This window comes from Sphingomonas sp. AC522, from assembly GCF_979258125.1.
In genome coordinates this window covers 2,474,575-2,499,823 of record NZ_OZ409836.1, presented here as the reverse complement: position 1 = coordinate 2,499,823, position 25,249 = coordinate 2,474,575, and the positions used below count along the sequence as shown (strand labels likewise).

Below are 25,249 nucleotides of genomic sequence, written 5' to 3'. Positions count from 1 at the left end.
GCGGGCGCATCGCTACATGCCCGGCCAACTTTCCAGCTCTCGAATTTTCGCAAACGGAGTCCCCCGATGTCCGCCCAATACGCCTTTGTCATGAAGGACATGACCAAGACCTTCCCCGGCGCGCCCAAGCCGGTGCTGTCGAACATCAATCTGCAATTCTATCAGGGCGCCAAGATCGGCATCGTCGGCCCCAATGGCGCCGGCAAATCGACGCTGATGAAGATCATGGCCGGCGTGGACAAGGATTTCACCGGCGAGGCGTGGCCGGGCGAGTACATCACCGTCGGCTATCTCGAGCAGGAGCCGACGCTCGATCCGACCAAGACGGTGCTGGAAAACGTCAAGCAGGGCGCGCGCGAGACCGCGGACTTGGTCGATCGCTTCAATGCGATCTCGGCCGAGATGGGCGATCCCAAGGACGACACCGATTTCGACGCGCTGATGGAGGAGATGGGCGATCTCCAGGCCAAGATCGACGCCGTCGATGGCTGGACGCTCGACAACCAGCTTGAAGTCGCGATGGAGGCGTTGCGCTGCCCGCCCGGCGATTGGCCGGTCGAGAATCTCTCGGGCGGTGAAAAGCGCCGCATCGCGCTGACCCGGCTGCTGATCCAGAAGCCCTCGATCCTGCTGCTCGATGAGCCTACCAACCATCTCGATGCCGAGAGCGTCGAGTGGCTAGAAAACCATCTCAAGGAATATGCCGGCGCGGTGCTGATGATCACCCACGATCGCTACTTCCTCGATAATGTCGTCGGCTGGATCCTCGAAATCGATCGCGGCAAATATTTCCCGTACGAGGGCAATTACTCGACCTATCTCGAGAAGAAGGCCAAGCGCCTCGAGCAGGAAGACCGCGAGGAATCGGGCCGCCAGACTGCGATCAAGAACGAGCTGGAGTGGATCCGCCAGGGTGCCAAGGCCCGCCAGACCAAGTCCAAGGCGCGTATCGCCAAGTTCGACCAGCTGGTCGAGCAGCAGAAGAATCGTAAGCCAGCCGGCGGCCAGATCGTCATCCAGGTGCCCGAGCGCCTCGGCGGCAAGGTCATCGAAGTCGAGAACATCTCCAAGGCTTATGGCGACAAATTGCTGTTCGAGGATCTGAGCTTTACGCTCCCCGCGGGCGGCATCGTCGGCGTCATAGGCCCCAACGGCGCCGGCAAATCGACGTTGTTCAAGATGATCACCGGCCAGGAGACGCCTGACAGCGGCACGATCGAAATGGGCTCGACCGTCCGTCTCGGCTATGTCGACCAGAGCCGCGACCATCTCGATCCCAAGAAGAACGTCTGGGAAGAAATCTCGGACGGGCTCGACTACATGAAGGTCAACGGCCACGACGCCTCGACACGGGCCTATGTCGGCGCGTTCAACTTCAAGGGCAGCGACCAGCAGAAGAATGTCGGCAAGCTCTCGGGCGGTGAACGTAACCGCGTCAACATTGCCAAGATGCTCAAGCGCGGTGGCAACGTGCTGCTGCTCGACGAGCCGACCAACGATCTTGACGTCGAGACGCTGGGCGCGCTGGAGGAAGCCATCGAGAATTTCGCGGGTTGCGCCGTGGTAATCAGCCACGATCGCTTCTTCCTCGATCGCCTCGCCACGCACATTCTCGCTTTCGAAGGCAACAGCCATGTCGAATGGTTCGAGGGAAACTTCGAGAGCTACGAGGAAGACAAGAAGCGCCGCCTGGGCGACGCCGCGGACCGGCCTACGGCGCTCTCGTACAAGAAACTGACCCGTTGATCTCCGGCCGGGCGCGCGCTTCCTGATGGGACGCAAAGCGCCCGGCTTTGGCGACACGCTCGGCGAGTGGCTGGTCGCCGAAGGGCTGGCGCCGGAGGACACCGGCACTGGTGGCATCTCCGATGTCGCACGAGTGCGCGCGATACTCATCGCAGCTGTCCGCGAGCGCCGCGCGGTCAGCTATTCCGAATTGCTCGGCGCACTCGGCCACCGCTTCACCCGCCCGAAGATGCGCGCAGTGTGCAAGACGCTCGACACGATCGATGCTGCGGCAAAAGTTGCGGGCGAGCCTGAACTGGCCGTGCTGGTCGTCCGTGAAACCGATCGCCTGCCGGGACAAGGCTGGTGGACCGGCGCCGCAGAGCGCTATGGCTATGCAGGCGAGTGGATCGGTCCCCAGGCAGCTGCTTTGGTGACGCGGCTGCAGGCAGCAGCGTATGACTATTGGGCGGCAAGACCATGACCATCACCTATCTGCGCTGGCCGAATTCGATCCAGGCCGCAGCCGAGCCGCTAGTCGAACTCTATCGCGCGATCTTCGAACCGGCCGACGACACCTATCTTCTCTCGCGCCTGCCCGATCTGGTCGATCCGATGCTGTGGATCGCCGAGGATGCGGGCGGCTGGGTCGGGTTCAAGCTCGCCTATCGCCGCGGCGCTACGCTCTACAGTTGGCTAGGCGGCGTCCATCCGCGCGTACGGGGACAGGGGGTCGCGTCGGAACTCATGGTTCGCCAGCATGAGGCTGCGGCCGCCGAGGGCTATCGCCATGTCGAGACGCGCACCCGCGCTGCCAACAACGCCATGCTGATCGCCAATCTAAGGCATGGTTTCCACGTCGCGGGTTTCGAGCTCGATGCGAACGAAGTCCCCGTTGTCACGCTGCGCAAACCACTGTGCAAGGCTCAATAACGCAGTTTCGGATACCAATCCGTCCCGCGGCCGCCCGGCGTTAGATCCAGCATCGACCAAAGGCTCGCGATATCCGGCGCGTCGCGCGGGTCCTGGCCGGGGTCGGCCATTTCGGCGCTCATCCCGCTCGACCAGAATAGCCGCACCCGATCGCCGTCGCGCTTGTAGACGATGATCGCTGCCCATTCGCTGCCATCGTTCTGCAATGCGCCGATGTCGCGGGCATAGTCCGCACCGACGGTCTGGACGAAATCCAAATCATGCCAGCCGCGCTCCGCCGCAAAGGCATATTGCCGCGCGACCGGGCTGCGCTGGAGAACCTTGAGCGCCACGCGCTGCTTGATGTCGGCGGCGTTGCCTTCCACCGCGCCCAGCCAATTGGTGCACATCGGGCAGGGCCGCTCGCGTTCGGGGCCGTACATCCAGTAATAAGTGATCAGCGCATCATGCTCGCCGAACAGGTCGAGCAACCCGCACTCCGCACCATTCTGGTCGATGAAACGATAGTCCTTGGCGATCACCGGCCCATCGGGCAGCGCCCGTCGCTGCGCGACGGCGCGGGTCATGTGCCGCCGCAGTTCGATCTCCTCTGCCAGCAACGCCTCGCGGGCTGCGGCATATTCGGCGCTTTCGCCGGGAAAGACCGGCTCGCGCTTCGCCGCCATTGCCGCTGCAGGCTCAAGGCTATCCGACATCCGCCTCTCCCTGGCCGGCTTGCCTTTGCTGGCTACCGCGCCTCCATCTCGACAATACAGCCGCCCTCCAGCTTGAACAGTGCCACGCGTTTGGGGGCGTTCTCGGCCTGAGTCACCACCTCGATCTCGTCCGGCTTGTCAGTCTCCGCCAGGTCGATCAGCTTGAGCAATCCGCCCTTTTTCTGCTCCGTCATCATGCCGAGCAGTTCTTCGAGCGGCAGGCCCTTGCTGTCGTCGGGCTCGAAATAGCGCGCGCCCGGCTTGAGGAGCGCGCCGATCGCGTCATCGTCATTGGCGGCGATCGCGGCGAAGAACTTGCGGACGATGCCGTCGTTGCGCGGCGGCGGCATCGTGACTGGCGAGCACGTTGCCGTGATGGCGAGCAGGCTGGCGAAGATTGACATGCGGGGCATCCTCCGTTGAGCCCGAAGGCTGCTGGGACCGCGCATGCGTGTCGAGTTACAATCATTGTCAGCTTTGCGCGTGCGGGCGCGCCGTTCTCATTGCGCACGCGCAGCCCCGTGCTAACGTCCTCCGCAACAGGGGGATTTTCAACATCATGAACAAGCCGGGTTTTCGCGCGCGTCTGCGCTATCAGTTCGACAAGAGCATGTCCGGCGGGCCGATCGCCCTGATCGGATGGCTGGGGCTCGTCTCGCTGGTAATCATCATGATCGCCGGCGCGTTCCTCGCCGCGACGCAGATCGCGCCCGAGGGCAGCGAGCCGCTCAGCTTCATCGAGGGCACCTGGGGCTCGCTGATGCGCACGCTCGATTCGGGCACGATGGGCGGCGATGCAGGCTGGGGCTTCCGCATCGTCATGCTTCTTGTCACGCTGGCGGGCATCTTCGTCGTGTCGGCGCTGATCGGCGTGCTGAGCACGGGGCTCGAGGGAAAGCTCGATCAGCTGCGCAAGGGCCGCTCGCTGGTCATCGAGCACGACCATACGATCATCTATAATTGGTCGGCTTCGATCTTCGACATCATCGCCGAGCTCGTCGTCGCCAACGAAAGCCGCAAGCGCCCCCGCATCGTCATCATGTCCGACAAGGACAAGGTCGAGATGGAGGACGAGATCGCGGCCAAGGTGCCCGATCTCAAGAACACCCGGATCATCTGCCGCAGCGGCGATCCGACCGACCTGTACGATATCGGCATCGTCAATCCGCAGACCTGCCGCTCGATCATCATCGTCTCGCCCGAAGAGGATGACGATGCGGATTCGCGCGTGATCAAGACGATCCTGGCGCTGGTCAACGATCCCAATCGCCGCGAGGCGCCGTACCAGATCGCCGCCGAAATCCGCGAGGAAGCCAATGCCGAGATCGCGCGTGTCGTCGGCGGCGGCGAAGTCCAGCTGGTGCTCGCCGACGATCTCATCGCCCGCATCGTCGTCCAATCCACTCGCCAGCCGGGGCTGAGCGCCGTCTTCACCGAACTGCTCGATTTCGACGGGTGCGAGATCTATGCGCTTCCGCAGCCCGGCCTCACCGGCAAGACCTTCGGCGAAGCGATCCTGGCCTATGAAAGCTCGACGCTGATCGGCATCTGCGACGAAGCCGGCGTGGTCGCGCTCAATCCGCCGATGGAGACCAGGATCACTGCGGGCATGCAGGCGATACTCATCGCCGAGGACGACGACGCGATCGAACTGGCCGAGCGTCCGGCGGGGCAGGGGGCCAAGGCGCCTGCCCTCAAGCGCTCCGCCGCGCCCCGGGCCGAGCGTACGCTGGTGCTCGGCTGGAACCGCCGTGGCCCGATCATTGCCGACGAGCTTTCGCGCTATGTCGCCGCCGGCTCGGTGCTGACCATCGCAGCCGACACGCCCGAGATCGAAGACGATATCGCCGGCATTCGCCTTTCGCGCGATACGCTGCGCGTCGATTTCCAGCGGATCGATACGAGCAGCGCCGCTGCGATCGCCACGCTGGAGCCGCTCAGCTACGACAGCATTCTCGTGCTCGGCTATAGCGATCATATGGCCGCCCAGGCCGCGGACACGCGCACGCTCGTGACGTTGCTCCATCTGCGCGGACATGGCGAAAAGGAAATCGGCGCGCTCAGCGTGGTCAGCGAAATGATCGACGTGCGAAATCGCGCGCTGGCGCAAGTCACCGGCATCAACGATTTCGTGGTCAGCAACAAGCTGGTCAGCCTGATGCTCGCCCAAGCCTCGGAGAACGAGCATCTTGAGGCGATCTTCCGCGATCTGCTCGATGAGGAAGGTTCGGAAATCTGCCTGCGCCCGGCCGAGAACTACACGGCTTTGGGTGCGCCGACCGACTTCTACGCCGTCGCCGAAGCCTGCCGCGCCCGCGGCGAAGTCGCGATCGGCCACCACCGCCTCGCCGCAGTCGACGCTAGCGGCCGCGATCTGGGCGGAATCGTCGTCAATCCGTCCAAGGCCGAAAAGGTCGTCTACCAGGCCGGCGACCGCGTGATCGTCCTGACCAAGGGCTGAGCGGCCGCCCTTTCCGTCATCCCCGCGTTCGCGGGGATGACGGCGAATGCCGGATCAGAACCGCCGAGCGACGCCCACATAAACCTCGAGGTCGGCGCTCGCATCGTTGAGCCCGGCCACCGCGCCGACATCGAATTGCAGCCCGTCCTGCGGCGCCCAGGCAAAGGAAAGGCTGGCCAGCGCCTGCGTCGAATGCCCGCTCGGATCCTCGTCGCGGGTCGCCTGGAATTCGAGCGCGGCGCCAACTGCGTCGGTGATCGGCGCGCTCAGCCCCACCACGGTGCCATAGGCCGCATGCCGTCCGCGGCCGTCGCCATCGGTCGCGGCCTCGATGCTGGGCGAAAGCCCGATCGCGATCCCGTCCGAAAGCTCGTAGCTGATCGGCACGACCAGCCCCGCGCCCCAATCGCCGGCACCGATCGTCGCGCCCCCGGTCGGCAGCGAAGCATAGGGCATCAGCGCGATCGAAAAGCCCGAACCGTCGGGGTTCGCCAAATTCTGTCGCAATGCCACCGTGACGTCGCCGGTGCCGCTGCTACGGCTGACCGCACCGGTGATCTTGTCGCGCGTGCGGGCATGGCCGAACGCGGTCCAGCCAATCTGCGCCTCGAGCGTATCGGTAACGCCGACGCGCACCAGCAGGTCGCCGGCGACGAGCGTATCGGTGCGCTGCGTCGAATCACGTTCGAGCGTCCAGTCGAGCCCGCCCAGTTCGACTGCGACGCGGCCCTTGTCCATTGTGCAGGCGGGCGTGCCGAGCCCTGGGCGGTCGGCGCAGAATTCGCGCACGTCCTGCGCTTGCGCCACCCCGATGGCCGCCACGCCGCACGCCAGCATCGCTGCCGTCCGAACCACAAATTTTCGCATGTTTTACCCCCGCTTAGCCCTGTCGTTGCAACCCGCTAGCACGGTCGCACGCGCTGCGCACGTCCCCGCCGCGCTCGTCCCCGCCGCGCTGCCTTATCCAGATAAAACACACTTGGCCGAAACGATCCGCTGTATTACACGACTAACATGCTTACGCTCGCTCTGCTCCTCGCCTTCGCTGCCGATCCCGCGATCGACGGCTCCCGCCTCAAATCGGGCACGCAATGCTATTCGATCCTGCGCGGCGAGCAGGTGATTGGCGTGACGCGGCAGACCGTCGCTGCCACGTTCGAGGAGGGCGACGCCGCCTGGGACGTTGTTGTGCACCAGCGGATGGCAGGCGGCCAGTTCGACCTGCGCGATCATTTCATCCTTCGCGCCCGCGACCTCACGCCGATCTCCTTCGACAGCCGCAAATCGGGCGTCGAGCATGTCCGCGTCGCCTATGGCCCAGGCAAGGCAATCACCACCCGTCCCGACAAGCCCGTCACCGAAACCACTTTCTCGGGACCCATCTGGGACGGCAATCTGTGGGGCCTCACCTTTGCCGCGCTGCCGCTGGCCGAGGGCGCGCATTTCGAGCTGCCTTTCTATCAATATGACAAGGGGCTGGGCAGCTTCAGCCTGGATGTCGTCGGCAGCGACAAGGTTGCCGATCAGGATGCCTGGATCGTCGAGACCGAAGGGGGAGGGGGCCGCAAGATCCGTTACTTCATTGGCAAAAAGAGCCATGCCGAACTCGGCTATGCCGGCGGCGGTTTCTCGCAGCGCCTCGGCGGCGATTGCAGCGGAATCGCCGAATGATCCGCGCGCTCCTCGCCGCCGCGGCCATCGCGATTGCCGCTCCAGCTGCGGCGCAGACCCAGGCCGCTCCGGCCTTCACGCCGCTGACCAGCGAGTTCGACGCATTCGTCACCGAGACCGCGGCGATGCCGATGCCCGAGCGCGTGCGGCTGTTTCGCGAGCGCTTCAATGCGCTGTTCCCCGGTTTCTACGCGCCGCGCGACGGTGCGACCGAGGAGTCATTCAATAAGCGCGTTGAGGGCAATCTCGCCGCCTATCCCGACCGGCGCGACAAGTTTCTCGAGACCGCGCGCAATTTCTCCGCGGCCTATGTCAGCGGCAATACGCGCTTCCGCAAATTCTTCCCGGATTATGCGCCGGCAATGCCGATCTACCTGATCCATTCGCTCGGCGAGATGGACGGCGGCACGCGCGAGCTGAACGGCAAGGTGGTTGCGGTGTTCGGCGCCGACATCATCGCCCGCATCCATGACAGCATCACGATCGGCCCCTTCCTCGATCATGAGCTGTTCCATTTCCACCACGCCAAATATTTCCCGGACTGCGAGGGTCTGTGGTGCTCGGTTTGGCAAGAAGGGCTGGCGACCTATGTCGCGTCGAAAATGAACCCCGAGGCCGATGATCGCGCGCTGCTGCTGATCGTCCCCAGGCCGATCCGCCCCATAGTCGAGCCGCGCATCGCCGAGGCGATCTGCTACACGCGAGAGCGCATGGAATCGACCGACCGCGATGTCTATAGAGACTATTTCCAGAGCATGGGCAGCGGCTCGGTGTTTCCTGCCCGCTTTGGCTATTATGTCGGCTTTCGCATCGCCGAAAAGGTCGGCGAGGCTCACAGCCTCGATCAATTGGCGAAGATGAGCCCTGCGCAGGTCAAGCCGCTCATCCTCAAGGCAATGGACAGCTTCGGAACCTGCGCAAAGGGCTGACCGACGATCGCGCGGTCAGTGCACGCGATCGTTCCCGGCTAGGCCTGATCGGCTTCGGTCTGCTTTGTCACCTCTTCGGCAGCCGCGGAGTCTTCGGTCGGATCATAGCCGGAGCGGGTCGTGGCATCGGTGGTCATGGCGCCGCCGTTGCGGCCGACCTCAGCCGGCGTGTCGATTTCGGGGCTCGTATCGAAGCGATTGTTGGTCACGATCATTCTCCTCGCGTCATCAATCCGCGAGGGAAGATCGCGTTCCGCGTCATGCGGTGAAGCGTTTGGTGAATCCCTTGCCCGGCTTTTCGTCGTCGGCGGCAACGACTTCGACATTATCTACGCGCGCCAGCGCTGGCCCTTCACGGCAAGCCTCGGCGAAGCGGCCGATGGCATCTTTCTCGCCGGACGCGACCAGCTCGACGCTGCCGTCATTGCGGTTGCGCACCCAGCCGGTAATGCCCTCGGCCTTGGCGGTGCGCACCACCCAGTCGCGAAAGCCGACTGCCTGAACCCGCCCGGTCACGAAGATACGCTTGATCGTCATTCCATTCCTTACGCGCTTTACTGGCCCGACCTTAGCGCCTGTGCGCCCGGTTGGAATCCGTCAAGCCAGCGGCTCGCCGCGTCTCAAGGGTAAGTGAGCGCAATCACTTCATATTCGCGCTCGCCCGCGGGCAGCATCACCCGGCGCAGGTCGCCCACCGCTGCCCCGCGCAGCGCACGGGCAAAGGGAGAGTTCCACCCGACCCGCCCAGCGCTGGCATCGGCTTCGTCATCGCCGACAAAGGTCAGTATGCGCTGATTGTCGTCCTCATCGGCGATGGTGACCGTCGCCCCGAAGAATACGCGCGCCCGATCCTTCTGCTGCGACGGATCGACCACCTTCGCCGCCTTCATCCGCCGCGACAGCCACCCCAGGCGCCGGTCGATCTCGCGCAGCCGCTTGCGGCCATAGATATAGTCGCCATTCTCGCTGCGATCGCCGTTGCCCGCGGCCCAGGAAATGACCTCGACCAGCTTGGGCCGCTCATCGCTGAGCAATGCATCGTACTCGGCCTTGAGGACGGCATAGCCGGCGGGAGTTATGTAATTGGGGCGAAGTTCCATCTCTACCTTCGTCATGCTGAACTTGTTTCAGCATCCAACGCGCAACACGCGACGGCATAGCATGTAGAGGGTTGGACCCTGAAACAAGTTCAGGGTGACGGTGGAGGAAGAGACCTCAACCCGGCCGGTTCTTCCCAAGATACCAGCTCAAATTCGCCGGCCCCTTGCTCCGCGCCCGCTCGGGATTGAGCAAGTCGTACACCACGGCATTCTCGAGCACGCGCTGCACGTAATTCTTGGTCTCGAAGATCGGAATCCGCTCGACCCAGGTTACCACGTCGATCCCGCCCGAGCGCGGATCGCCATTGGCGCGCAGCCATTTGTTCACATTGCCCGGCCCGGCATTATACGCCGCCACCGCTAGCGGATAGCTGCCATACAGGTTGAGCATCCGCTGGAAATAGCTCGAACCGAGCTGGATATTGTAATCGGTATCGACCGTCAGCGAATCACGATTGTACGCGAGGCCCAGCTTGCCCGATTGCTCGCGCGCAGTGCCCGGCATCAGCTGCATCAGCCCCCGCGCGCCGGCATGGCTCACCGCGGCGCGATCGAACTGGCTCTCCTGCCGCGCGATCGCATGGATGATCGTCCAATAATCCGCCTGCGCCTCGGGCACGCGCACCGAGGGGTAGCCCGCGGCGGTATAGTCCGACAGACCGTTCTGGAGCGCGCTGCGCCCGACCATTACACCTAGATCGGGCCGGCCGATCGTGCGGCTGAGCTCGGCCGCGAGGACATGGTCGGTATCGCTGGTCGCGTCGTCGGCGATCTTGCGGACGAACAGGCTCTGGTCCTGCCGGTTGCCCATCGTGCCGAGCAGTTGCGCCGCGCGGACGATCTCCTTGCGGAAGAACGCCTCGCGCACCGCATTGTCGGCAATCCGCGCATTGAAATCGGGCGGACGCCGCAGCGACTTGCCTAGCCGTTCGGAGGCGAGCTGGCCGTAATAGAGATCGGGGAAACCCGCCGCGCGCTGGTAATAGGCCTGCGCCGTCGCCTGCTCGCCCGCCGCATCGGCGGCGCGTGCGGCCCAATACAGCCCCTTGGACTGGGTCTGCGGCGTCTTCGAGCCATGCGAATAGCGGTCGAACATGCCGATCGCGTCGCGCGGACGGCCTGCTTTCTCCAGCGCCACCGTGCCCGCCAGCCAAGTCAGGCTCGTATAATCGTCACGCTCGCCATAGGGCCGGTCGCTGATATCGGTCCCCGCCGGATAGGCGTCATCGACCTGCGAGGCGATCTGATAGGCGACACCGTTCTGCCCGTCCGCCGCCGCTGCGCGCGCGGCGAGCAGCAGCACTTCATACCATCCCTCGACATCGCCGGGGAAGGCGGCCAGCCGCCGCGGCTGCGCCAGATAGGAGCGCATCGCCATGCTCTGCCCGGTATCGCGCAGCCAGCGTGCGCGGTCGGCGATATAGCCTGGATCGCCGCGCCCTTGCTCCATAAGGGCAGCGCCGCGCTCGGCCGCATCCGCGGCCTTGGTGCGGAACGCGATCCGCGCTTCGAACAACGCGCGCCTGGAAGGGGAAACATAGGAAAGCTGCCGCGTCGCCGCAGTCGTCGATCCTTTCCAGATCAGCATGTCGGCGCGCGCGTCATGGTCGGCGGGCGTAAGCGCCGACATGAATGCGCCCATCAGCCTGGTCTCGTCGGTCGGGCGCAGTGAGCCCGTCCGCCATGCCCGGCGCGCCTGCTCGTCGGCTTCGGCGCGCTTGCCCGATGCCGCCAGCGCCTCGGCATAGCGCAGTCGCCCGGCCGCGGTCAGCGGCGCGAAGCGCTCGAAGAAGCGCATGACCAGCCCGGGCGCGAAGGTGCCGCTCTCCAGCACGGTTTCAGCCGCCGCGCGCCGGCTCGTCTCGCCGGGCCAGCCGGGATGCGCGAGCATGAAATTGGCGTAATCCGAGAAAGGATAATTATCGGACTGCTGGAGCCGCTTCCACTCGACCAGCGCGTTGCTCAGCTGATCTGACTGGATATAGGCCGGGGCAAGCCGCGGCACCCCGCTTTCAAGAGCCTGGGCGTACCAGGCAGCCTGTGATTGGGTAAGCTGCGACGAGGCGGCAACGCCCGAAACCCCCGCAAGCAGCAACGTACTCTTCAACACCGAAGCCAGCATGCTGGACATGATACGCAAGTCGCTCCTATCTGCCAGCCCTCATTTCCCCGATTAAGGAAGATTCTGGGACCATGTTCTCCGGCTCGATCCCGGCGCTGGTTACGCCGTTCCGCAATGGCCGGTTCGCGGAAGAGGATTACCGCGCACTGGTTGAATGGCAGATTGCTGAGGGCTCCTCGGCGCTCGTTCCCGTCGGCACGACCGGCGAAGCCGCGACGCTCACCAAGAACGAGCATTTCGAGGTTGTCCGCGTCTGCGCCGATCAGGCGAAGGGCAGGGTCAAGATCCTTGCGGGCACCGGCTCGAACGATACCCAGGTCGCGATCGGCAACGTCAATGCCGCCCGGGATTCGGGCGCAGACGCCGTGCTGATGGTGCCGCCCTATTACAACCGCCCCAGCCAGGAAGGCATCTTCCGCCACTTCGAAGCTGTCGCCAACGCGACCGACTTGCCGATCGTGCTCTACAACGTGCCCGGCCGCACCGTTACCGACATCCAGCCCGCCACCGTCGCGCGCATCGTCCGCGAGCTGCCCGGGCGTTTCGTGGGGATCAAGGACGCCACCGGCCAGCTCCAGCGCGTCACCGAGCATCGCTTGGGCTGCGGACCCGATTTCGCGCAGATGTCGGGCAATGACGAGACTGCTCTGGCGTTCAATGCGATGGGCGGGGTGGGGTGCATCTCGGTCACCGCAAACGTCGCCCCGCGCCTCTGCGCCGAATTCCAGGCCGCCTGCGCCGCCGGGGACAATGCCAGGGCGCTCGAACTCCACGACCGGCTGTTCGCAGTCCATATCGCGATGTTCACCGATGCCTCGCCCGGCCCGGTGAAGTACACGCTCGGCAAGGTCCGCCCCGGCTTCCCGACCGAGTTGCGCCTGCCGATGACTGAGCCCAACGAAGCGAGCCGCGCCGCAGTCGATGCGGCGCTGGCGAGCGCGGGGCTGATCTGAAGCGCGGCGCCGGATGACAAATCCGGTTAGAAAGCCTCTCGCCATTGTGACGCCCGCCACGCTTCGATAGCTTCTCCGCAATAAGGGGAGGCCGGATGTTGCGCGCATTGCTCATGGCTGGGTTCGGTCTGTCGCTCGGCGCGATTCCTCCGGCCGCGGCGCAAGGCCAGGTTATGGCGGAATACCAGCTCGGTACGCCGCTGGATAATATCCTCGTGATCAACCGCTACACGGTTCGCCGCGCGGGCGATTGGGCCGATGCCCTCGCCACGATCAAATATGCGCAGCCCTGGAAGGTCATCGGCCTCTCCGCCAATCAGAAATGGATGCGCATCCGGCTGCATTGCCCCACCGGCACGCATCACCGCGCGACGAGCGAAAGCGGCAATCACCCGCTCACGCGCGACGGCGATCCGGTAGGGGAGCGCCTGCTCCTCGCCACGCCCAAGCTGACGGTGCCGGTGGACTCGTGGCTGGTGAAGGCGATGTGCAATCCGCCCGAAGCCAAGCTCAGCCTCGATCGGCCCTGGGCTCCCTATGGCATTATGCTCGCCGAAGCTGCCGACACCACGCCGCTCTCCAATCCCGACGTGCAGAAATTTCCCTGGACCAGCGAAGGCGGGATGATGGAGGCGTTTGCGCGCGCGCGTGCGGTCCATGCAGGCGGTCAGGCGATGGCAGGTATCAAGGTCTGGCCGACCTATAAGCGCGTGCCCGGCGTGGCGGAGACCGGCTTCGTTCCGCTTGCCCAGCCGCTGATCTTCCACGAGAATCTTTACAGGAGCGTCGTCGAGCGCGGCTTTGTCGATCTGAGTTCGGTCTGGCAGGGCGCCGACACGATCTATTCCTATAATTATTTCACTTCGGCCCGCACGATCCACACCAAGGTGGGCAAGCTGCAGCCGCTCCAGATGATAGTCATCCAGGTCCGCTGCGGCGCCCGCCCGCAACAGCGTTTCGACAATATGGTGCGCATCACCCCGGATCCCCAGAAATACCAGGTGCTGCCGCTGCCGCATGCCGCCATGCAATGGAGCGACACGGTTTCGGATTTCTCGCGCGCTTTGTGCACGCGCCCGGTCAGGCTGCCCGGCAAGCCGCTCGCGACCTATCCCGAGGCGACCCAGGCGATCATCAACGCGCTGACACCCCTTCCTATCGGTGACGGCTGACACCGTTTCCTGTCGGAAGCTGACTTCCCCTAGCGCCCACAAGCCCCTACATGCCCGCTTCCCATGGCCCGTCCCCGTCCAGTCCTTTTCGAGAAAACCAAGGTCGTCGCCGAGAACCGGCGCGCGCGGTACGATTATTTCATCGACACGGTCTATGAGGCGGGCCTTGCGCTCACTGGCACCGAAGTGAAGTCGCTGCGCGGCGGCGAAGGCTCGATCAAGGAATCCTATGCCGAGATCAGCGAAGGCGCGGTCTGGCTGGTCAATGCCAACATTCCCGAATTTTCGCACGGAAACCGCTTCAATCACGAGCCCAAGCGCCCCCGTAAATTGCTCCTTCATGAGCGCGAGGTAAACAAGCTCCATGGCGCGGTGGCGCGCCAGGGCATGACGCTCGTTCCGCTTTCCATCTATTTCAATGGAAAGGGCCGCGCGAAAGTCGAACTCGCGCTGGCCAAGGGCAAGAAGACGCATGACAAGCGCGACACCGCCAAGGAACAGGATTGGAAGCGCGAGCAGGGTCGCATCCTCCGGGACCGTGGCTGAGCGCGGCCTCGGACCCCGTTTCCGCGCGTGGGTCCAGCGCAATTGGCCGACACCCGAAAGCTTCGAATCGAACCGCTGGCTGAAGCCCGTTGCGCACCGGGTGCTGCATTCGTCGCTATGGCGGATGACCCGGCGCTCGATCCCGCGCGGCATTGCGCTGGGCATGTTCACCGGTATCCTCATCCCGATGGGCCAGATCCCTGCATCGGCGATCTTGGCGCTGCCGCTCCGCGCCAACGTGCCCGCCGCGGCGCTCACCACCTTCTTCACCAATCCCCTCACCACCCCGTTCCTGCTGATCCTCTATTACAAGGTCGGCAGCTGGACTCTGGCTTTCACCGGCCGGAACGCGCCCGAAGTGCAGACCGCAGTCGTCGATGCCGGCTGGCTGCATTGGCTGGCCGCCGATGTCGGGCTGCCTACGGCAATCGGCATGGCGGAATGCGCCATCATCGGTGGCGTGCTCAGCTATGTCATCGCAGCTTTGTGCTGGCGCCTGTGGATCGCCGGCAAATGGCGCCGCCGCAGCAGGGAACGCGCTGCCAAAATCTCTCTCCCATCGGGAGAGGGAAGTGGCCCGCTCGCGTAGCGAGTGGGAAGGATGAGGGCGGGGCAAATCGCTGCCCAAACCCTTCTTAAGCTTCGCTAAGCCCGCTCTCCCATCGGGAGAGGGAAAGGCGAATTGACCGCCTGTATCATCCGCGTAAGACGGCGCATCCGAATCCCTCAGGGAAATTTACAAAAATGCGCATCTCATTGCTCGCCACCACCTTCCTTGCCGCGCCCATGCTCCTCGCCAGCTGCGCGCAGAACAACTCGGCTCCCCCGGTCACCGAAGTCCAGCCGATCACCGATCCCGCGCCCGCCCCCGAGGCCGCGCGCGCCAAGCCCACTTTCGGTGACTTCGGCTTTGACGAGGCCGGCATGGACCGCTCTGTCGCGCCAGGCGATGACTTCTACGCCTATGCCAATGGCGCCTGGGCCAAGAACACTCCGATCCCCGCCGACAAGGCGGATTACGGCGCGTTTAACCTGCTCTCCGATCTCTCCCAGGAGCGCACTCGCGGCATCATCGAGGAAGCCAAGAACGATCCCGCCTCGAAGATCGGCATCGCTTATTCGGCCTATCTCGATACCGCCGCGATCGAAGCGCGCGGCCTTGCCCCGATCCAGCCCTGGCTCGGCCAGATCAAGGGCCTGAAGTCCAAGACCGGCTATGCCGCGCTCGCCGCCCAGGCCAAGCGCAACGGCGTTGGCACGCCCTTCGCCAGCTATGTCGGCCAGGACGACAAGGACCCCGACACTTATGCGCTGAACCTGTCGCAGAGCGGCCTCGGCATGCCCGATCGCGATTATTATCTCTCGGCCGATCCGAAGCTGGCCGAAGCCAAGGCGGCGTATGAAAAGCATCTCGCCAATGTGCTGACGCTCGCCGGCGAGCCCGATGCTCTGGCACGTGCCAAGGCGATCCTGGCGTTCGAGACCGAGATCGCCAAGGTCAGCTGGACGCGGATCGACAGCCGCGATGCCAACAAGACCTATAACAAGATGAGCCTGGCCGACCTCGCCAAGCGCGCGCCCGGCTTCGATTTCCAGGCCTATGTCGCCGCCATCGGCGCGCAGAAGGCGCCCTATGTCCTCGTCGCCCAGCCGAGCGCAGTCACCGGCATCGCCAAGCTCATCCACAATGCGCCGGTCGGCGTGCTCAGGGATCAGCTGCTGGTCCGCAGCATCGATACCTATGCCCAAGTGCTGCCGAGCGCCTTCGACAATGAGCGCTTCGCCTTTTTCGGCACGACGCTGGCCGGTACGCCGCAGCAGCAGTTGCGCTGGAAGCGCGCAGTCGACTTCACCACTGCCGCGCTGACCGACGATCTCTCGAAAATCTATGTCGCGCGCTATTTCCCGCCCGAGACCAAGAAGGCGGTCGACGAGATGGTGAAGAACATCATCGCCGCAATGGACCGCCGGATCGATGCGCTCGACTGGATGTCACCCGAAACCAAGGTCAAGGCGCATGCCAAGCTCGCCGCCTTCACCCCGCGCATCGGCTACCCCGATCAGTGGCAGGATTATTCGGCGATCCGCGTCGCGCCCGATGATGCCTTTGGCAACAGCCTGCGCGTCGCCCAGTGGAAGCATGAGGACAGCGTCTCCAAGCTCGGCACGCCGATCCGCCGCTGGGAATGGGGGATGAACCCGATGACCGTGAACGCCCAGGCCAATTTCGGTCTGGTCGCGATCACCTTCCCGGCCGCGATCCTGCAGCCGCCCTTCTTTGATCCCAACGCCGATCCCGCGATCAATTATGGCGGCATGGGCGCAGTCATCGGCCACGAGCTGAGCCACCATTTCGACGACCAGGGCGCGAAATACGACATGGCCGGCCGCCTTACCGACTGGTGGACTCCCGCGGACGTGTCGGCGTTCAAGACGCGCACCGATCAGCTCGTCGCCCAATATGACAAATATGAAGCGCTGCCGGGCAAGTTCGTGCAGGGCGCGCTCACGCTGGGCGAGAACACCGCCGATCTCGCAGGCCTCACCGTCGCCTATGACGCGTACAAGCACATGCTCGGCGATCAGCCGGCGCCGGTGATCAACGGCACTTCGGGCGACCAGCGCTTCTATCTCGGCTGGGCGCAGGTCTGGCGCCGCAGCTACCGCGAAGCCAACCTCCGCCAGCGCCTGCTGACCGATCCGCACTCGCCAAGCGAACAACGCGCCTGGGTCGTCCGCAATCTCGACCCGTGGTACGGCGCCTTCGCGCCAGCGCCGGCCTCTAAGCTGTTCCTCACCCCCGAAAAGCGCGTCCGGATCTGGTGACGTCCTGAACTCCCTCTCCCATCGGGGGAGGGAAGGCGTGGGAAGGGTGAGGGCGACGTGCCGCTCACCCTAACCCTTCCGGCGCCGCGCACCTCCCTCCATCTGCCGGCGGGAGAGGGAATGAAGCTTGACCAACCCCACACGACCGAACATCGGTACGCCCATGGCCTCGCTGCCCCTCAGCCCTGCAAAAAACCCCCGCGCGCTGCTGCCCTTCGCGGCGGCGATCGGCGCCGGCTTCCTCGCGGCCGCGATCGTCCTGCTCACTCTCGACGACCGCGCCGTGGCGGTCGGCTTCCTCGCCGCCGGTCTGCTCGCAGCCGGCGCGCTGTTCGCCGCGCACCGCCTGCTCCGTAGCGACGACACTGCCGAGGCCCCGACCGACTGGGCCGTCGCCCACGCGCTCGCCGCCGCCTCTGACGACGCACTTGCCGTCACCGACCGCGCCGGCCGCCTGGTCTGCGCCAACAGCCGCTACGAAGCGCTGTTCGCCGGCTGGCCGACCCCGCCGAGCCTGCCGGTCAGCGACGCATCGGTAGCCGCCCTCGGCGCCGCCGCCCGCGCTGCCTGGCGCGACGGCGAGGGCAGGGCGGAGAATATCCAGGTCTTCGGCGCCCCCGTCTCGGCCCGCGTCGCCCGCGTTGGTGAGGAATTGCTGGTATGGCGCTTCATCGGCGTCCAGGCGCTCGATCTCGCCGCACAAGTCGAGTCGATCATCGATGGCAGCACCGGTGACCGATTGGGCAGCTCCGGGATCATGACCGTGATGGTCACGCCCGAGGGCCGCATCCGCTCCGCCAACCGCGTTTTCCGCCTCCGCGCTCTTGGCAATGCCGATACTCCCGCCGAGGGCCGCGACTTCGCCCGCTTCCTGATCACCGACAGCGCCGGCCTCGTCCGCTTCGAACGCGAAGGGCTGGGCGGAACCCCGCTTCGCGTCCTCCAGATCCCGTTCCTCGACGGCGAAGACGCGCCGCTCCTCGTCACCCTGCTCGACGAGGAGCAGGGCGCCGCCGCCGCGCCTGCGATTGGCGGCAGCGCCACCGCGCATGTCCGTTCGCTGATCGCATTGCTGCCCTCGGGCCTCGCTTTGGTCGATCGCGACGGGCGCTTCGTCAGCATGAACGACGCGTTCGTCAAGGCTACCCGCGTCAACGCCGCCGCCCCGCCGCTCTACCCCGGCGACCTTGTCGTCCGCGAGGACAAGACGGCACTCGCCGATGCCGTCCGCCGCTTCGCCAGTGGTGCTGCGCAATCTGCCGAGATGACCGTCCGCCTGATGGATGCTCCCGAAGAGCCGGTGGCGATCACCATCGCCGGCGCGCGCGGGCTGGGCGATGCCGCGGTGCTGATCAGCCTCAAGGATTCGGGGGAGGAGGGCAAGCTCAAGCGCCAGGTCGCGCAGGCCACCAAGATGCAGGCGGTCGGGCAGCTCGCCGGTGGCGTCGCGCACGATTTCAACAATATCCTCACCGCGATCATCGGCCATTGCGACCTGATGTTGATGCGCCACTCGCCCGGCGATGGCGACTATGACGATATCCAGCAAATCCGCGCCAATTCGAACCGCGCCGCTTCGCTCACCCGCCAGCTTCTCGCATTCTCGCGGCAGCAGACGCTGCGCCCTCAGGTCCTCCAGCTTCCCGACGTGATCTCGGAAGTCTCCAACCTCCTCAAGCGGCTGCTTGGCGAGACCGTGGTGCTGAACGTCAAGCACGGCCGCAATCTGGGGCCGGTCCGCGCCGATCCCGGCCAGCTCGAGCAGGTCGTAGTCAATCTCGCAGTCAATGCCCGGGATGCGATGCTCGCGGCCAATGCCAGCGGCGGCACCCTCACCATTGAGACACTCGCCGTCAGTGCCGCGCAAGTTCGCCAGATGGACGACGATGTCCTCCCCGTCGGCGATTACACGGCGCTGCGCATTTCCGACACTGGCACCGGCATTCCGCATGATATCCTTCCGAAGATCTGGGAGCCCTTCTTCACCACCAAGGAAGTCGGCAAGGGCACCGGACTTGGCCTGTCCACGGTCTATGGCATCATCAAGCAGTCCGGCGGCTTCATCTTCGCCGACAACCAGCCCGGCGGCGGGGCGGAATTCACCATCTATCTGCCGGTCCATGCCGCCGCCGAAGCCACCGTCGCGCCGAAGCTTCCCGCGGCCAAGGCCAAGCCGACGGACACCTGGGGCACCGGCACGATCCTGCTGGTCGAGGACGAAGACATGGTCCGCGCCGTCGCCGAACGCGCGCTCGCGAAGCAGGGCTATACCGTCATCGCCGCCGAGAATGGCGAGGTCGCGCTGGAGATGCTCGACGGGCTCGAAAAGCCTGATCTGCTCGTCTCCGACGTGGTCATGCCGCTGATGGACGGCCCGACCATGGCCCGCCACATCCGCGCCAAATGGCCAGATCTGCCGATCCTGTTCATGTCCGGCTATGCCGAGGAGCAGCTCCGCAAGTCGATCGACATCGACAATGTCGCCTTCCTCCCCAAACCCTTTTCGGTGCAGCAACTTGCGGAGGCCGCGCGCGACGTTCTCGCTGCGAAATAAGCGCTTGGCGTAACGAATCTTATCTGCAATTGGGCGGCCATGTCTGCCAAGCGTATCCTCATCGTAGAGGACGAACCCCTGATCGCCATGATGCTCGAGGATTTCCTCGACGCACTCGAACATGAGGTCGCCGGCACCGCCGATTCCGTTTCGCAGGCGCTGGCGCTGATCGAAGAAGGCAATTGCGACGGCGCGATCCTCGATGTCAATCTGCGCGCCGGCGAAGTCAGCTGGCCGATTGCCGACAAGCTCGCCGAGGCCGGCATTCCCTTCGTCATCGCCACCGGCGGCGGCGGCGATACCATCGCCGATGCGCATCGCGAGCGCCCCGTGCTCTCCAAGCCCTTCACGATGGATTCGGTGCAGAAGGCACTCGAAGGCCTGTAAGTAATTCGGCCATAATGGCAGCAAAACCCCGCGGGGTTACTTGGCGTTTAGTGTAGCTTCCTCCCTATCGATTTGCGGCAGGGGAGGGCGGCATGAGAGCGGTATTGCAACTTCGTACGCGTGGATTCGCGCTGATCGGCACCAGCCTGGTCGCTCTGCTTGGCCTCAGCGCCTGCAACACCAAGCCCGCGCAGCAGGCCACAGCGGCGCAGAATCCCTGTGGGCCGTCCGCTGCGGCGCTTTCCTCGGCGATTCCCCAGAATGTCGGCACCAGCGAAACCGCAGTCGATTGCTTCGCCTGGGCCAGCTTCGTCGCGCTCAACTGGCAGGCCGATCCCGCCAAGCCCGGCTATCCCGATCCCGCCGCCGGCCCCGCCACTTTCGGCACCGGCACCACGCCGGCGGTGTGGGAAACCTATATGGAGGCCGCAAACGTCTTCGGCCCCGTGCTCAAGGGCACATGGCTCGACAAGCGCCCCGCGGTGAAGCAGCTCAGCCGCACCTCCAAATTCGGCCCGCTCGATCTCAGCGACATCACCCAGGCCGGCGGCGGGCATCACTGGCTGACCAATCAGCGCGGCGACATCACCTATTACGAAGTCATGATGAACCGCGACGAGTTCGAATTCATCACCACCCAAAAGGGCTTTGACCTTACCACCGCCGCGGGCCAGCTCGCCTGCGTGACGCAACCGGGTCAGGTCATTCCCAATGACGGTCCCCCGATCAATCCTCCCCCCAAGGGCCCCTTACGCGGTGGCCTCGTTCTGCCCGAAGGCAATCAGCCCGGCTGGAGCGACACCGATTGCGCGGGGAACGTCACGCAATTCGGCGACGGCGTCGGCGCGATGGAGATCAAGGCATCCTGGACCCCGCTCCCCGCCGATGGCTCGCTCAACTATCGCTACAAGACTGCCACCGCCGAGATCGTCGATCCGGTCACCAAGGCGACGCGCACCGTCACCGTCGGCCTCACCGGGCTCCACATCGCCCGCAAGCGCTTCCCGAGCAACCAATGGAGTTGGTCGACCTTCGAGCATATCGACAACAGCCCGGACGAGGCGGCGGGCGGCGGCTTCAAGGCGCCGACGCTGCCGGCCAATCCCAACCAGCAGCCTTCGCCGGGCTACACCTTCTTCAGCCCCACCTGCGTGCCCGCGAACAATGCCTTCAAATGCGTCCATAACGCCGCGCCCACGCGCTGCCTGCTCGGCACCGATCCCAAGACCTGCCAGCCCTATAACGCGCCGATGCAGATCACGCGGATCAACCCGGTCGATTCCGCAGCGAACTCAGTCACTGCCTGGTATTGGAGCCTGCTGCCCGCCAAATCGGTGTTCAATTACTATCGCCTGATCAACGTCCAATGGCCGCAAAGCCCGGGCAACCCCTTCGCTCCGGGCCAGAAGGTCCCGCTGACGCAGGGCAATCCGATGCCCAAGGGCGTGAGCGGCGGACCCGGCGCGATCGTCGCCAACACGACGATGGAGAGTTTTCAGCAGACCAGCAATTCCTGCATGGATTGCCACGTCTACGCCTCGATCGCGTCGCCCAAGCTCCTCCAGGCCCAGCCGAACGGCCTCCGCCGCATGCAAAGCCCGGCCACGGCGCCGCAATATGCCTCGGACTACACCTTCATCTTCTCGACCGAGACGAAGCGGTAGGCTCAGCGCCATGAACACATCGGGTTAACGGCCCGGGTGCTGTGGGAATCGTCATTCCCGCGAAAGCGGGAACCAGAGCCGCGCAGGGTACCGCTTGGAACCCTTGGTCCCTGCTTTCGCGGAGATGACGCCAATGGAGCTACCCCGAAGTTATCCCATTGCATGCAGCCGCTCGCGCCGCTCGCGTTTTTTCTGACAATCCGCAGTGTTGGCCCTCTGACTCTCAGAGGCGGGTTATCAATTTCGCAACATTGACTACTCAAGTTCTCCGCGATTACGCTCGCTAGAAATGGGGGAAACGATGGCAAATGATTTCCAAGACAAGGTGAAGCCGGATCACAATGCGCTTGGCAAGGCCGCGTTTATCCTGGGCCTGATCGCTCTAGTTATGTCATTTATTCCGATCATTGGCCTAGCGTCGTGGCTGTTGGCGCCGCTTGCCGTTCTTTTCGGCATAATCGCCCTTTTCCGACCCTCACGCTCACTGGCAATCGCTGGCGTCGTCACCGGGGCAATCGCTCTCTTCATCTGCTTTAGTTGGGTAAAGGGAATGCAGTCAGTCGGCCAAGCGATGAGCGCCGATACCTTCAACAACGACGGTAAGCGGGTAGACAACGCCGCCGCTCCTATTCTGGCAGCGACCATCAAGGGCGTTTGGGCCGATATGGAAGGCAACAAGATCGCAGCAGGGAAAAGTATGGCGGGCACCGCTTGGCCTTCAAAGATGAAGTGATCAATGATTTCAGTGGCAACGCCGCGAGCCCGGCAATCCAGATTGTCGGTAAGAACGAGGAATATATTTCGAAGCTGGTTTCAGCGTCATTCGCGGCTTCCGACGGCGACAAAATCGGTGCACTTAAAAAGGGTGGCAAAGTTTCGTTTGTTTGCGAAGCCATCAATGAGAACTTTGGCGAAGGTTATTCGCTCAACAGGTGCGTGCTGAACTGAATGCTAGGAATGCGGCGGTCCTGCATTGCAGCTTTACGCGGAGCCGCCGCGACGCATTAGTTTCAAATATCCCGCGCCTGGTTTCAGCATCGGCGTTCGGATGATACGAGACCCGGCGCTCTGCCGCCCTCAATCCACCAACCGAACCACATCCCCCACGCGCACCAGCCCCTTCTTCGCCGGCGCCGCATACGCCCCGTAAGCATTCCCGAACTGCTGCGCGACCGTCCGCAGCACGCTCGCGTCGCGCGCCGCATTGTCCGGATCGATCGTCACCATGGCGCAGCGCGGGATGCCGTCGGTCATCAGCAGTTCCGCGCCGCCTTCCGCATCGGCCTCGCCGAACGCGATTCGCTTGCCCGCCCATTCGGTCTGCGAATGATCGCTCTCGATCACGACGTTCGAGCGAAACCGCCGCATGTCGAGCGCCGAGCCGTGCGCGGTCTCGACCCAATGGTGCGCCGCGGTGGTCACCACCGATACCGGCATCGAATCATATGCGCCGATCGCCAACTGCATCAGCCCCACCGGTGCACCCGCCGCCGCCGAGAGTCGCTCGAGCAGTTCGGGGTCGTCGATATGCCCACGCCAGCCATCGGGCGCCACCACTTCGACCTTCGCGGTACGCGGCGCATCGGCATCGGCAAATCGCGCCGAATGCTGCACCAGCGCCGAAACGTCGCGCGCGGTCAGCCAGGGAAAGCGCGATCGGCTCTCGCGATAGTAAAAGGCATATTGCCGGTCGCCCTCCACGCCCTGCCAATCGATCTCGGCCACCTGCAACGGCTCTCCGGCCATCGATTTGACCGGAAAGCGGTTGAGCGCCGCGACAGTGCCGATGATTTCCTGCATCCATACCGGGCTAACGCCGTCGCGACACGCCTGCAATGGCCGCATCGGAAGCCTTGATCGCGTGCGGCGTCTGCGACAAGCTGGCTAGCCTTGGGGAGGGGACGATCATGATTTTTGAAATGCTTGTTGCGCTGGCGATGGGGCTGGGTGCTCCGGCTGCGAGTCAGGATATCGATCCGGTCGCCGCCGCGGCGGCTGTCGCCCAGGGGATCGGCGCGCCCAGGGAAGTTCAACCCGGCGTGTGGATACGCGATTCGCGGGCAGAGGGGCCGCTGGTCATCATCGGCTTCGAAACCCCGCCCGAAGTCGCCGCCACCGATTGGGCGGCCGATTTCATCTCCGGCATGTGCGGCCCGGAATATAAGGCTTCGATAGACCGATTGTTCGCGGCGGGGATGCGCGTCAGGCCCGATCTGATCGCCGGCGGCAAGCGAATCACCGGCAAGATCGTCGATCGCTGCCCCGGCTGAGCGCCCGCCAGATGCTGCGCGCTGAGCAAACCAAGTCCATGCCTGCGAAATAAATTATGTTCCGCTCTTGTTCTATGAGAACAAACACGATACGAAGGCGTCAACATCAACGATTACGGTAGACATCTTCAAGTGGCGAGGGCATCGAAAATGGCGGCATCTCTGAAGGTCATCGACAGCAACATGGCAGCTCCAACTACCGAGAAGCAGAAGGCGCTCGAAGCTGCCCTCGCGCAGATCGATCGTGCATTCGGCAAGGGCAGCGCGATGCGCCTCGGCTCGAAGGAAGCGATGCAGGTCGAGACGATTTCGACCGGTTCGCTGGGGCTCGATATTGCACTTGGCGTCGGCGGACTGCCACGCGGCCGCGTGATCGAGATTTACGGCCCCGAAAGCTCGGGCAAGACCACGCTGGCGCTGCACACCATTGCCGAAGCACAGAAGACCGGTGGCGTCGCGGCGTTCGTCGATGCCGAGCATGCGCTCGATCCGGTCTATGCCAAGAAGCTTGGCGTCAATATCGACGAGCTGATCGTCTCGCAGCCCGATACCGGCGAGCAGGCGCTCGAGATCGTCGATACTTTGGTTCGCTCGAATGCGATCGACGTGCTGGTGGTTGATTCGGTCGCCGCGCTGGTTCCTCGTGCTGAAATCGAAGGCGAGATGGGTGATAGCCATGTCGGCCTCCAGGCCCGCTTGATGTCGCAGTCGCTGCGCAAGCTGACCGGCTCGATCAGCCGCTCGCGTTGCATGGTGATCTTCATCAATCAGCTGCGCATGAAGATCGGCGTGATGTACGGCAATCCCGAGACCACTACCGGCGGCAATGCGCTGAAATTCTACGCCTCGGTTCGTCTCGACATCCGCCGCACCGGCCAGATCAAGGATCGCGACGATATCATCGGCAACACCACGCGGGTGAAGGTCGTCAAGAACAAGGTCGCGCCGCCGTTCAAGCAGGTCGAGTTCGACATCATGTATGGCGAAGGCGTGTCGAAGATCGGCGAGATCCTCGATCTCGGGGTCAAGGCCGGGCTGGTCGAGAAATCGGGTGCCTGGTTCTCGTATGACAGCATCCGCATCGGCCAGGGCCGTGAGAATTCCAAGACTTTCCTCAAGGAAAATCCGGACGTCTGCGCCCGCCTCGAAAAGGCGATCCGCACGCGCACCGAGAAGGTCGCCGAGGAAATGATGGCCGGCCCCGAGCCTGATGCAGAGGGCAGCGAAGACGATCTCTAAGA

26 protein-coding genes are annotated in these 25,249 nt (G+C 64.3%); 18 read left to right on the top strand and 8 right to left on the bottom strand.

The genetic code is table 11. The annotated features are described in order from the left end of the window. The first annotated feature begins 66 nt into the window (after positions 1–66). The 3 genes from ettA to ACZZZM_RS12455 are packed head-to-tail and all read left to right on the top strand — an operon-like array spanning position 67 to position 2,658. Complete coding sequence (gene ettA, locus ACZZZM_RS12465) at positions 67–1,746, top strand: energy-dependent translational throttle protein EttA (RefSeq protein ID WP_463595413.1); 1,680 nt, start codon at positions 67–69, stop codon at positions 1,744–1,746. A 25-nt stretch (positions 1,747–1,771) separates the two neighbouring features. Next, on the top strand, positions 1,772–2,209 hold the full coding sequence (locus ACZZZM_RS12460; protein WP_463595412.1) for a ribose-phosphate pyrophosphokinase: 438 nt from the start codon (positions 1,772–1,774) through the stop codon (positions 2,207–2,209). Next, positions 2,206–2,658 (top strand): GNAT family N-acetyltransferase, encoded by a 453-nt coding sequence (locus ACZZZM_RS12455; RefSeq protein ID WP_463595411.1) that lies wholly within the window; start codon positions 2,206–2,208, stop codon positions 2,656–2,658. Before ACZZZM_RS12460 ends, ACZZZM_RS12455 begins: the two co-directional genes overlap by 4 nt. Here ACZZZM_RS12455 and ACZZZM_RS12450 read toward each other — a convergent pair. Both ACZZZM_RS12450 and ACZZZM_RS12445 read right to left on the bottom strand, forming a co-directional pair. After that, the gene (locus ACZZZM_RS12450) at positions 2,652–3,353 is read right to left on the bottom strand and encodes a DUF899 family protein (RefSeq protein WP_463595410.1); all 702 of its coding nucleotides are present in this window, start codon (positions 3,351–3,353) and stop codon (positions 2,652–2,654) included. The genes ACZZZM_RS12455 and ACZZZM_RS12450 overlap by 7 nt on opposite strands. 32 nt (positions 3,354–3,385) lie before the next feature. After that, complete coding sequence (locus tag ACZZZM_RS12445; RefSeq protein WP_463595409.1) at positions 3,386–3,757, bottom strand: hypothetical protein; 372 nt, start codon at positions 3,755–3,757, stop codon at positions 3,386–3,388. A gap of 155 nt (positions 3,758–3,912) precedes the next feature. Between ACZZZM_RS12445 and ACZZZM_RS12440 the strand changes: the two genes are divergently transcribed. Further along, the gene (locus ACZZZM_RS12440; protein WP_463595408.1) at positions 3,913–5,814 is read left to right on the top strand and encodes a CASTOR/POLLUX-related putative ion channel; all 1,902 of its coding nucleotides are present in this window, start codon (positions 3,913–3,915) and stop codon (positions 5,812–5,814) included. A gap of 54 nt (positions 5,815–5,868) precedes the next feature. Here the strand turns inward: ACZZZM_RS12440 and ACZZZM_RS12435 are convergent, their stop codons facing one another. Further along, on the bottom strand, positions 5,869–6,681 hold the full coding sequence (locus tag ACZZZM_RS12435; RefSeq protein WP_463595407.1) for a transporter: 813 nt from the start codon (positions 6,679–6,681) through the stop codon (positions 5,869–5,871). A 147-nt stretch (positions 6,682–6,828) separates the two neighbouring features. On the opposite strand from ACZZZM_RS12435, the gene ACZZZM_RS12430 reads away from it, so the two are divergent. Together ACZZZM_RS12430 and ACZZZM_RS12425 are read left to right on the top strand one after the other, a co-directional pair. Continuing rightward, positions 6,829–7,485 (top strand): DUF3108 domain-containing protein, encoded by a 657-nt coding sequence (locus tag ACZZZM_RS12430; protein WP_463595406.1) that lies wholly within the window; start codon positions 6,829–6,831, stop codon positions 7,483–7,485. Continuing rightward, entirely contained in the window at positions 7,482–8,414 is a 933-nt protein-coding gene (locus ACZZZM_RS12425) for a DUF2268 domain-containing putative Zn-dependent protease (protein ID WP_463595405.1), read from the top strand. Before ACZZZM_RS12430 ends, ACZZZM_RS12425 begins: the two co-directional genes overlap by 4 nt. Positions 8,415–8,452: 38 nt before the next feature. Here ACZZZM_RS12425 and ACZZZM_RS12420 read toward each other — a convergent pair whose 3' ends face one another. From ACZZZM_RS12420 to ACZZZM_RS12405, 4 genes are all read right to left on the bottom strand, one after another. Then, positions 8,453–8,623 (bottom strand): hypothetical protein, encoded by a 171-nt coding sequence (locus ACZZZM_RS12420; RefSeq protein ID WP_463595404.1) that lies wholly within the window; start codon positions 8,621–8,623, stop codon positions 8,453–8,455. A gap of 49 nt (positions 8,624–8,672) precedes the next feature. Next, the gene (locus ACZZZM_RS12415) at positions 8,673–8,951 is read right to left on the bottom strand and encodes an acylphosphatase (RefSeq protein WP_463595403.1); all 279 of its coding nucleotides are present in this window, start codon (positions 8,949–8,951) and stop codon (positions 8,673–8,675) included. Between the two features lie 83 nt (positions 8,952–9,034). Next, entirely contained in the window at positions 9,035–9,514 is a 480-nt protein-coding gene (greB, locus tag ACZZZM_RS12410; RefSeq protein ID WP_463596439.1) for a transcription elongation factor GreB, read from the bottom strand. A 115-nt stretch (positions 9,515–9,629) separates the two neighbouring features. After that, the gene (locus ACZZZM_RS12405) at positions 9,630–11,636 is read right to left on the bottom strand and encodes a lytic transglycosylase domain-containing protein (RefSeq protein ID WP_463596437.1); all 2,007 of its coding nucleotides are present in this window, start codon (positions 11,634–11,636) and stop codon (positions 9,630–9,632) included. 71 nt (positions 11,637–11,707) lie between these two features. Here ACZZZM_RS12405 and dapA point away from each other — a divergent pair, with 71 nt between their 5' ends. From dapA to ACZZZM_RS12355, 10 genes are all read left to right on the top strand, one after another. Then, positions 11,708–12,589, top strand: coding sequence for a 4-hydroxy-tetrahydrodipicolinate synthase (gene dapA / locus ACZZZM_RS12400; protein WP_463595402.1), 882 nt, complete (start codon positions 11,708–11,710; stop codon positions 12,587–12,589). 95 nt (positions 12,590–12,684) lie between these two features. Continuing rightward, the gene (locus tag ACZZZM_RS12395; RefSeq protein ID WP_463595401.1) at positions 12,685–13,761 is read left to right on the top strand and encodes a hypothetical protein; all 1,077 of its coding nucleotides are present in this window, start codon (positions 12,685–12,687) and stop codon (positions 13,759–13,761) included. A 63-nt stretch (positions 13,762–13,824) separates the two neighbouring features. Further along, positions 13,825–14,307 carry an SsrA-binding protein SmpB gene (gene smpB, locus ACZZZM_RS12390; protein ID WP_463595400.1) on the top strand — a complete coding sequence of 161 codons (483 nt, stop codon included), beginning with the start codon at positions 13,825–13,827 and terminating at the stop codon, positions 14,305–14,307. Then, complete coding sequence (locus ACZZZM_RS12385) at positions 14,300–14,896, top strand: DUF2062 domain-containing protein (protein ID WP_463595399.1); 597 nt, start codon at positions 14,300–14,302, stop codon at positions 14,894–14,896. Before smpB ends, ACZZZM_RS12385 begins: the two co-directional genes overlap by 8 nt. A 155-nt stretch (positions 14,897–15,051) precedes the next feature. Then, a complete protein-coding gene (locus ACZZZM_RS12380; RefSeq protein ID WP_463595398.1) occupies positions 15,052–17,133 on the top strand; it encodes a M13 family metallopeptidase in 2,082 nt (693 codons plus the stop codon). Positions 17,134–17,296: 163 nt separating this feature from the next. Further along, positions 17,297–19,687: a hybrid sensor histidine kinase/response regulator gene (locus ACZZZM_RS12375; RefSeq protein WP_463595397.1), complete on the top strand. Its 2,391-nt coding sequence runs from the start codon at positions 17,297–17,299 to the stop codon at positions 19,685–19,687. Positions 19,688–19,726: 39 nt separating this feature from the next. Then, entirely contained in the window at positions 19,727–20,074 is a 348-nt protein-coding gene (locus tag ACZZZM_RS12370; RefSeq protein WP_463595396.1) for a response regulator, read from the top strand. 92 nt (positions 20,075–20,166) lie between these two features. Next, entirely contained in the window at positions 20,167–21,738 is a 1,572-nt protein-coding gene (locus ACZZZM_RS12365) for a hypothetical protein (protein WP_463595395.1), read from the top strand. Between the two features lie 301 nt (positions 21,739–22,039). Then, positions 22,040–22,471: a hypothetical protein gene (locus ACZZZM_RS12360; protein ID WP_463595394.1), complete on the top strand. Its 432-nt coding sequence runs from the start codon at positions 22,040–22,042 to the stop codon at positions 22,469–22,471. After that, a complete protein-coding gene (locus tag ACZZZM_RS12355) occupies positions 22,450–22,686 on the top strand; it encodes a hypothetical protein (protein WP_463595393.1) in 237 nt (78 codons plus the stop codon). Before ACZZZM_RS12360 ends, ACZZZM_RS12355 begins: the two co-directional genes overlap by 22 nt. Positions 22,687–22,815: 129 nt before the next feature. Here ACZZZM_RS12355 and ACZZZM_RS12350 read toward each other — a convergent pair whose 3' ends face one another. Further along, entirely contained in the window at positions 22,816–23,538 is a 723-nt protein-coding gene (locus tag ACZZZM_RS12350) for an MOSC domain-containing protein (protein WP_463595392.1), read from the bottom strand. A gap of 107 nt (positions 23,539–23,645) precedes the next feature. Between ACZZZM_RS12350 and ACZZZM_RS12345 the strand changes: the two genes are divergently transcribed. Continuing rightward, entirely contained in the window at positions 23,646–24,008 is a 363-nt protein-coding gene (locus ACZZZM_RS12345; RefSeq protein ID WP_463595391.1) for a hypothetical protein, read from the top strand. Positions 24,009–24,158: 150 nt separating this feature from the next. After that, the gene (recA, locus tag ACZZZM_RS12340; RefSeq protein WP_463595390.1) at positions 24,159–25,247 is read left to right on the top strand and encodes a recombinase RecA; all 1,089 of its coding nucleotides are present in this window, start codon (positions 24,159–24,161) and stop codon (positions 25,245–25,247) included. The last annotated feature ends 2 nt before the right edge of the window (positions 25,248–25,249 follow it).